This window comes from Novosphingobium sp. KN65.2 (assembly GCF_001368935.1).
Classification (GTDB): Bacteria; Pseudomonadota; Alphaproteobacteria; order Sphingomonadales; family Sphingomonadaceae; genus Novosphingobium; species Novosphingobium mathurense.
The window spans coordinates 69,874-77,486 of sequence record NZ_CCBH010000196.1; the positions used below are offsets into that span (position 1 = coordinate 69,874).

The following is a 7,613-nucleotide window of genomic DNA, read 5'->3' on the forward strand; positions in this document are numbered from 1 at the left end:
CACCCACGCAATCCGGAGAACAGCAAGATGAACGACAGGATCCTGTGGGGGCAGATTGCCGCTGTCGCGGCCATCGTGCTCCTTACGGTGTGGGGCGCGACCCAATGGACCGCCGCGGCGCTTGCCTATCAATCTGAACTGGGCCGGCCCTGGTTTGTGATCGGATCCTACCCGGTCTATCTGCCTCCGGCCTTTTTCTGGTGGTGGTTCAGCTTCGATGCCTATGCGCCGCATGTCTTTCTCAAGGGCGCGGCCATCGCTGCCTCGGGCGGACTGCTCTCGATCGTGGCCGCGATCGGCATGTCGATCTGGCGCGCGCGCGAAAGGCGCCGCGCCGAAACCTACGGGTCGGCGCGTTGGGCAAGCGAGAAGGACATCCGCCGTGCCGGGCTCCTGGGCGATGACGGCGTGGTGCTTGGTCGTTTGGACGCAGAGTATTTGCGTCACGATGGTCCCGAACATGTCTTGTGTTTTGCGCCGACGCGCTCGGGCAAAGGTGTGGGGCTTGTGGTTCCGACGCTGCTGACCTGGCCGGGCAGTTGCATCGTTCACGACATCAAGGGTGAAAACTGGCAGCTCACCGCCGGCTTTCGCGCGCGCCATGGCAGGGTCCTGCTCTTCGATCCTACCAACCCCAAGTCCTCGCCTTACAATCCGCTGCTCGAAGTGCGCAAAGGCGAATGGGAAGTGCGCGACGTCCAGAACGTTGCCGACGTCCTCGTTGACCCCGAAGGGAGCCTGGAAAAGCGCAACCATTGGGAAAAGACGAGCCATGCGCTTCTTGTTGGAGCCATTTTGCATGTGCTCTACGCCGAGCGGGACAAGACCCTGGCCGGCGTTGCCGCTTTCCTATCCGATCCGCGCCGCGGCATTGAAACTGCGCTGCGGATCATGAAGACGACGGCGCACCTCGGGAAAGCCGGCGTGCATCCGGTTGTCGCCGCGGCGGCACAGGAATTGCTCAACAAGAGCGAGAACGAACGGTCCGGCGTGCTGTCGACCGCGATGTCGTTCCTTGGCCTCTATCGCGATCCGGTTGTCGCCAAGGTGACAGGATCTTCGCATTGGCGGATCGCGGATCTCATGGGACAAGCGCCCGTCTCGCTCTATCTTGTCGTTCCACCAGGGGACATCAGCCGCACCAAGCCGCTCATGCGCCTGATCCTCAACCAGATCGGGCGGCGCCTGACCGAGGATCTCAAACCTGCCGGCAATCGTCAGCGCCTGCTGCTGATGCTCGACGAGTTTCCCGCACTCGGCCGGCTCGACTTCTTCGAAAGCGCGCTCGCTTTCATGGCGGGATACGGGATCAAGAGCTTCCTCATTGCCCAATCGCTGAACCAGATCGAGAAGGCCTACGGCCAGAACAACGCCATCCTCGACAATTGCCATGTGCGCGTCTGCTTTGCGACCAACGACGAGCGTACCGCAAGGCGGATTTCCGATGCGCTGGGCACCGCAACCGAAATGAGGGCCATGAAGAACTATGCCGGGCATCGTCTTTCGCCGTGGCTTGGCCATCTCATGGTATCTCGCACTGAAACTGCCCGACAATTGCTCACGCCCGGCGAAGTCATGCAATTGCCGGACGACGAAGAAATCGTAATGGTCGCAGGCTTGCCGCCGATCCGGGCACACAAAGCGCGCTATTTCACGGACGCGCGTTTCACCGAGCGTGTCGGATCGCCGCCCGAGCCGCAAGCTGATGTAGACGCCAAAATCCCTAGGGATGATTGGTCCGCCCCTTTGCCGGTCAAATCGCCGCCTTCGTCCAAGGATCCATCAAAGGATCGCATTCCTTCATCAGACTCGCCAGTGGCTGCCACAGATGGTTGCGGAGACTCGAAACCGGAACCCGAAGGTTCAGAGCCGGCACTCGAAGGTGAACGGGCCAAAACGAAGAACTCGGGTGATCCTGCGAACAGTGGAATCCGCCGCGAGCCTGATCTGCCGGAGCACGAAGAGATTGCCCCTGAGCTGGTCGCGGTCCAGAACGAGTTTGAGTTCGACGAGGACACTTCGGAAAATGATGTCGTCCGCAACCGCCAGGCGCTTGATCGGACCGTGACGGCCAATGCGCGAAGGGCATCCCTCGATCCCGATGATGGAATCGAACTATGAGAAAGCCCCACGTCAAACATACCTTTCGCCTCGATGCCCAGCTTTCGCGCCTGCTCGATGATCATGCCCGTGCCCGTCAGGTCACCCGCACCGACGTCGTCGAGGCGGCGCTGGCATCGATGCTATCTCCCGATCACGAAGAGCGTATCGAAGCCATCCTGACCAAGCGACTTGACCGCATGTCGCGCCAGCTCGATCGTCTCGAATGGCACGTCGAGCTGACGAACGAGACCCTGGCCCTGTTTATCCGTTTCTGGCTGACCAGCAATCCGCCATTGCCCGATGAGGCGCTGAAGGCAGCGCAGGCCAGTGGGAGGAAACGTTGGCATGCCTTCATCCAGTCGCTCAGCCGTAAGATGGAGGCAGGACCCAGGCTCAGGGACGAACTGTCGCGCGATATCGACCGATGACGCGGGGAATCTGCCTATGGGCGATGACGCCCTATCGCGTAGCGGTTGAATTGTTACAGAATTTTGACTTCGCGTGTGCAGCATAAATTGCAATGGTCGAGGCAACCCGAACGAACGAATGAGTCGTTCAGGTACAGAGCTGAAAGGCCATATGTCGGACGCCGATCAATCCGGAGGAAAACCGGGGCGATGGGCAAAACAGGCGATCTGCCAGGATAGCGGGCTGGAAGCGCTCCTGCGGTCGAGCGATTCTCATGCCTCTTATTCTTGCCAAAAAACTCATGTCAGAAGTCTCCAGCGCGACTTCGCGCAGCGCCCTGTTTACCGCTCTTGGAAATGCCACGCGGCACATGAGTTTCGATCATTTTGCACTGGACTACGATGATTGTCGTGCAAGCAACGAGAATGACGCTTTTCTTGTCCATGATTATCCGCCTGAATGGGCCAGGGTGTACCAATCTCTTGGCCTGGCAACCCGAGATCCGGTACGGCAAACCTGCGAAAGCTCGTTCACCAGTTTTCCCTGGGGTGTTTCATACCAAACGACCGGTGCGGTACGCGGTGATCACAAGATCCTGGGCCTGAGCCGCGAGTACGGAATAGGAGACGGGTTCACCGTGCCGCGCCATTTGCCCGGCGGTGTCAGCGGATCTTGCACGTTCGTTGTCAGGCCCGATGCCGCCTTGCCTGTCGAGATGTTGCAAGTCGCCGACCTACTTGGCGGGGTCGCTCTGGCAAGTGCGCGCAAGATCGCTGGCCTAAATATTTCGGCTTCCAGTCCCGGACTGACTGATCGCCAACTCGAATGCCTCCTCTGGTGGGGGCGCGGCAAACCGGCGGCCGCTATCGCAATCATCATGGGGATCAGCGTTGAGACCGTGAACCAGCACCTCAAGATGGCCCGCGAACGCTACGGTGTCGATGCCAGCCAGTCAGTGCTTGCCTGCGCTATCGCTGAAGGGCTGCTTGGCCCGGGCGACATCTTGCGGTGGTTTCGAACCCATTCAGGCCATGCCGCGACTGGTTAGGAAACAGCATTGCCTTCCCCATATCTTGGTATGTTTTCGTAGGCGCGGGCATGATCTGATCAGCGGACTATTCCACCCCGTCATAAGGATAGCCGCTATGCCAAGCAGGGTTCGAGCGCCGCGCGCGCTCGAAAGCAAAGCCTTTCGCGCCATGTTCGCCGCACGCAAGGAGGTTTTCGTCGACCTTCTGAAATGGGATCTGCCGGTCCTCGCCGAGCAGTATGAAATGGATCGGTTCGACGGTGTGGATGCCGAATACATGATCATGCTCGATGGCGAGGGCCGGCACCGTTCCTCCGCCCGGCTGCTGAAGACTGACCGACCGCACCTGCTGGATGAACTTTACCCTTTTTTGTGTGACGGGCCGTTGCCCAGTGGCCCAACCGTTCGTGAAATCACCCGGTTCTGTCTTGATCGACACCAGAACGCTGCCGAACGCCGCCTGGCGCGCGACCAACTCGTCACCGCCCTTGCCGAGCATGCGCTCGAAACGGGCATCACCGATTACACAGGCGTTGCCGATCTGGCCTGGTTCCAGCAGGTCATGCGCTTTGGTTGGCACTGTTCCCCGCTTGGCCGAATTGCCCTTCTTGAAGGGCGCAAGCTCATCGCCCTGCACATCCGGATCGATGAGCGCACTTTAGATGGACTGCGTACAGCAGGGATCTATCAGCCGCGCACGCTCAAGCTCGTCGCAGGAGAGGGGGCGGCCAATGAGTGTTGAGACCTGGACCCGCCAAATCCACCAGAACGGATATTGCATCATTCCCGATGCACTCGATACCGGCACGATCGACAAGCTTGCAGCCGATCTCGATCCGGTTTTTGCGGCGACGCCGTTTTGCGAGGGCGACTTCTATGGCCATCGCACCAAGCGCTTCGGCGGCTTGCTCAAACGCTCGCGGCACATGGAGCCATTGGTCCTGCATCCAGGTATTCTCGCGCTCGCCGAAACTGTCCTCGGCCAAGCCTGCGATCGCATCCAACTTAATGTCGCCCAGGCGATCGAGATCCATCCGGGCGAAGTCTGTCAGGTCCCGCACCGTGACCATGACATGTGGTCTGGCGCAAAGGGCGCGCATGAATATCTGCTCAACGTGATCTGGCCGCTCGACCCATTCACCAGGGAAAATGGCAGTACGCAGATCTATCCGGGTAGCCATGGACCGCTGGGCATGACGCGCGCGGATCTTGGTCAGCCGATTATTGCGCAGGGCAAGCCGGGCGCGGCCATCTGTTTCCTGGGATCGACGGCACATGGTGCCGGCGCAAATTGCAGTGCGGACCCGCGCCGTGCCGTCATCGTCGGCTACAGCCTTGGCTGGCTGAAGCCCTATGAAAATCCCTGGCTCGCCTATCCCCCTCAAGTGGCGTGCAGTTTCTCGCCCGAACTCGCGGCGCTTGCCGGTTACGTCCAGCATCGGCCCAATCTCGGCAATTATGAAGGCCAGTGCCCGTCGGTCCTGCTGCATGGTGAGGTTCCCACCCATTTGCCGGCCATTGATGCCTTGCGCCCTGATCAGGCAAGCATGGTCGCCGAATTTGCGCATTCGCGCCGAGCCGAGCAATGAGTCCTGCCAATGTCCTGGAGCCCACTTACCAGGCGATCAGGCAGCGATTGCTTGTCGGTGCCTGGCCGATGGGCCAGAGGTTGGAGACGGCCAAGCTTGCGCAAGATCTCGGTGTCAGCGTTACGCCGGTCCGCGACAGCCTCAATCGCCTTGTGGGCGAGTATCTTGTCGATCTTGTTCCAGGTTTGGGCTTCCTTGTGCCGCAAATGACGGAAGCGAAATTGTGCGATCTTCTGGACCTCAACTTGCTTGCCCTTGAGAAGTCGGTGGAACTGTGCGCGCCAAGCAATCAGGACTTGCCGGTCGATCTGCCGAAAGGCGACCATGCGGCCCGAACCCAATTCGTCTTCTTCCAGATCGCGGCATTGTCCGGAAACACCGAAATGGAAAGGTTGGTGGTCGCGATCGCAGCTCGGCTCCATGGAACGCAGTTGCATGAGGCCGCCGTGCTCGGCGAAAGCGCTGACGAGATCGCGCGCATATGGAACGAGGTGAGCGCTGCTCGCCACAGCGCCAAGCTGCTGGACATGCTGCGGCGTTACCACCGCAGACGCAAAGACGCGGCGCGGGACCTGGTTGCACAATTGTCGTCTTGATGGTGACAAGGCCCGGCGAACGACTGAAGATCGCAGGTCGGCGGCAGGGATCCGCGACATTGCGTCCAGTACTGACAGCATATCGAGTAGAGTTCGCCGGTTAGGCGTAGTCGCTGTTCGCCCATTCCGCGCCGCCAAATAGCGATGGGCATGGGTCGGGGCCTTGAGGATCGCGGCGCGCTCGACCGCCTTGGGGCGAGGTAAGGTGAGCAGATCCTAATTGGATTTGAGCGCCTGGATCGCCGCGTGCCAAGGAATTGCCCTGTCGCTATGCACGGTTGCCTAATATGTAAAAATATCGCGGTTTCCTTCACATTTCCGACGAGTCCGCAAAGATCTCGGTCTGAATCGAGGGATATAGATGCGCGGCGACGCTCCGGATCATGATGCTCAGCCGTAATGCAGAATGATGAGGTTCAAACATTGTATTCTGGACAGAACCGTTGGCTCGCGCACCGGCACAGGGTATGATGCGTTTCCCATGAAAACGAGCCTTGACCACCTTCCGGCCCACAAGCAGCGCGAGATCGAACGCGTGGTGCAGATCCTCTTCGAGGAGTTCGAGGACAATTTCGCGCTCGCCTCGCACGAGTGGAAGAAGAAGGGCCGCATCCTCAAGGTCGTCCTCTATGGTTCCTACGCCCGCGGCGGTTGGGTTGACGAGCCGCACACGGCCAAGGGCTACAAGTCGGACTACGATCTGCTCATTATCGTCAGTGACAAACGCCTGACCGATCGTGCCAAATACTGGTCGAAGCTGGATGACCGATTGAACCGTGAATATGGTCTGACCGGAACGCTCAAGACACCCGTCAATTTTATCGTCCATTCGCTCCAAGAGGTGAACGACGGTCTTGCGCATGGCCGCTATTTCTTCATGGATGTCGCGCAGGACGGCATCGCGCTCTACCAGAGTGACGATACCGAGCTGCATACGCCCAAGCCGAAGACGCCGAAGCAGGCTCTAAAGATGGCGCAGGAGTACTTTGACGATTGGATGTCATCGGCAACAGATTTTTCTGAAAGTGCATCTCATCTTTTCGAGAAAGGACGCCATAAGCGCGCGGCATTTCTATATCACCAGGCGACAGAGAGTCTGTATCACTGCTTATTACTGGTCTGTACATTCTATACGCCACATGTCCACAATCTCGGATTTCTGCGAACGCAGGCTGAACGATTGGATCTCAGGCTTGTCTATGCTTGGCCCCGCGAGACGCGCAAGGAGCGCGCGATGTTCGAGAAGCTGAAAGAAGCTTACGTCAAGGCGAGGTATTCCAAGCACTATCGTATCAGTGAGGAAGAACTCACCTGGCTTGGTGAGCGCGTGGAAGAACTGGGACGCGCCGTTCACGAGATTTGCCTTGAACAGCTTGCAGCTCTTCGCGCCAAAGCCGAAGGCCAGGCCGCTTAGGTAGTAGGACAGGGTTCAAAATTTTCGATTTGCCTCTTTCGAGGCCAATTGCCTGTTGCGCGCATCTTCCTTGCACGACAATATCGCCAATGCGGAAATGATTCTTTTGGGAGCACGCGTAGATGGCGTCTACGCGGGGGAGGAATCGATGCCGCTCTATAGGCTAATCCTGCTTGAGACCGACAGCAGACCTGAAGAGGTAATTACGTTCAAGGCTGCGGATTCGGTTGCGGCGCTAGTTAATGCGCACAAAGAAAGTCCCAATAGATCTGCTGAATTGTGGTGCGGCGAGAGTAGGCTCTGTCAACTTCGACGAAAGCCAGTCTCAGAGGACGCCCTCTGGGCCGTATTGAACGCGATAGCCTGATTAGTTTGTCGATAAAGAAAGCGGCCCAAGTTTGGGTCGCCTTCCCGAAGGCCTCGCCCTGCGGAAATGAAATGGACGAACCTTCTGGTGTCAACGGCGGAGTAAA

The 7,613-nt window shown here is 58.8% G+C and carries 7 protein-coding genes; all 7 read left to right on the forward strand.

The genetic code is table 11. From position 1 onward, the window contains the following. Positions 1-27: 27 nt before the first annotated feature. The gene (locus SPHV1_RS21145) at positions 28-2,121 is read left to right on the forward strand and encodes a conjugal transfer protein TraG (RefSeq protein ID WP_054947971.1); all 2,094 of its coding nucleotides are present in this window, start codon (positions 28-30) and stop codon (positions 2,119-2,121) included. Beyond that, positions 2,118-2,531 (forward strand): hypothetical protein, encoded by a 414-nt coding sequence (locus SPHV1_RS21150; protein WP_054947972.1) that lies wholly within the window; start codon positions 2,118-2,120, stop codon positions 2,529-2,531. The genes SPHV1_RS21145 and SPHV1_RS21150 overlap by 4 nt, the downstream gene beginning before the upstream one ends. A 254-nt stretch (positions 2,532-2,785) precedes the next feature. Next, entirely contained in the window at positions 2,786-3,559 is a 774-nt protein-coding gene (locus SPHV1_RS21155; RefSeq protein WP_082431097.1) for an autoinducer binding domain-containing protein, read from the forward strand. A gap of 97 nt (positions 3,560-3,656) precedes the next feature. After that, positions 3,657-4,283 (forward strand): acyl-homoserine-lactone synthase, encoded by a 627-nt coding sequence (locus SPHV1_RS24650; protein WP_082431098.1) that lies wholly within the window; start codon positions 3,657-3,659, stop codon positions 4,281-4,283. Further along, the gene (locus SPHV1_RS21165; protein WP_054947975.1) at positions 4,273-5,130 is read left to right on the forward strand and encodes a phytanoyl-CoA dioxygenase family protein; all 858 of its coding nucleotides are present in this window, start codon (positions 4,273-4,275) and stop codon (positions 5,128-5,130) included. Before SPHV1_RS24650 ends, SPHV1_RS21165 begins: the two co-directional genes overlap by 11 nt. Then, positions 5,127-5,726: a GntR family transcriptional regulator gene (locus SPHV1_RS21170; RefSeq protein ID WP_054947976.1), complete on the forward strand. Its 600-nt coding sequence runs from the start codon at positions 5,127-5,129 to the stop codon at positions 5,724-5,726. The genes SPHV1_RS21165 and SPHV1_RS21170 overlap by 4 nt, the downstream gene beginning before the upstream one ends. A 481-nt stretch (positions 5,727-6,207) precedes the next feature. Continuing rightward, complete coding sequence (locus tag SPHV1_RS21175) at positions 6,208-7,140, forward strand: HEPN domain-containing protein (protein WP_054947977.1); 933 nt, start codon at positions 6,208-6,210, stop codon at positions 7,138-7,140. Positions 7,141-7,613 lie beyond the last annotated feature (473 nt).

Coding starts and splice junctions, on each gene's coding strand:
- SPHV1_RS21145 (WP_054947971.1), top strand. CDS start 28: ATGAACGACAGGATCCTGTGGGGGCAGATTGCCGCTGTCGCGGCCATC.
- SPHV1_RS21150 (WP_054947972.1), top strand. CDS start 2,118: ATGAGAAAGCCCCACGTCAAACATACCTTTCGCCTCGATGCCCAGCTT.
- SPHV1_RS21155 (WP_082431097.1), top strand. CDS start 2,786: ATGCCTCTTATTCTTGCCAAAAAACTCATGTCAGAAGTCTCCAGCGCG.
- SPHV1_RS24650 (WP_082431098.1), top strand. CDS start 3,657: ATGCCAAGCAGGGTTCGAGCGCCGCGCGCGCTCGAAAGCAAAGCCTTT.
- SPHV1_RS21165 (WP_054947975.1), top strand. CDS start 4,273: ATGAGTGTTGAGACCTGGACCCGCCAAATCCACCAGAACGGATATTGC.
- SPHV1_RS21170 (WP_054947976.1), top strand. CDS start 5,127: ATGAGTCCTGCCAATGTCCTGGAGCCCACTTACCAGGCGATCAGGCAG.
- SPHV1_RS21175 (WP_054947977.1), top strand. CDS start 6,208: ATGAAAACGAGCCTTGACCACCTTCCGGCCCACAAGCAGCGCGAGATC.